Annotated in this window: 1 protein-coding gene; it reads left to right on the top strand. The window is 46.8% G+C overall.

Annotated elements, in window-relative coordinates:
* Positions 1–303, top strand: a 303-nt coding sequence (gene rplC, locus ACTHSP_RS23115) for a 50S ribosomal protein L3 (RefSeq protein ID WP_440347139.1), incomplete at its 5' end; no start/stop codon positions are given.
* Positions 304–342 lie beyond the last annotated feature (39 nt).

Here is a 342-nt window from a genome sequence, read left to right as displayed (position 1 = left end):
ACCTCTAAAGGTAAAGGTTTCTCTGGTACGATCAAACGTCATAACTTCGGTGCTCAACGTACTTCCCACGGTAACTCTCGTTCTCACCGTGTTCCTGGTTCTATCGGTATGGCACAAGACCCTGGTCGCGTGTTCCCTGGTAAACGCATGGCAGGTCAATACGGTAACACTAAAGCAACTGTTCAAAAATTGGAAGTTGTACGTGTTGATGTTGAACGCCAACTCTTGTTGGTTAAAGGTGCTGTTCCGGGTTCGGTTAACAGCGACGTCGTGGTTCGTCCTAGCGTGAAAGTAGGTGCGTAATGGAATTGAAAGTAATTGACGCTAAAGGACAAGTATCTG

The organism is Neisseria sp. P0001.S005, from assembly GCF_051963715.1.
Note: the sequence above shows the minus strand (reverse complement) of the source record. Positions and strands in the feature narration are given on the sequence as shown.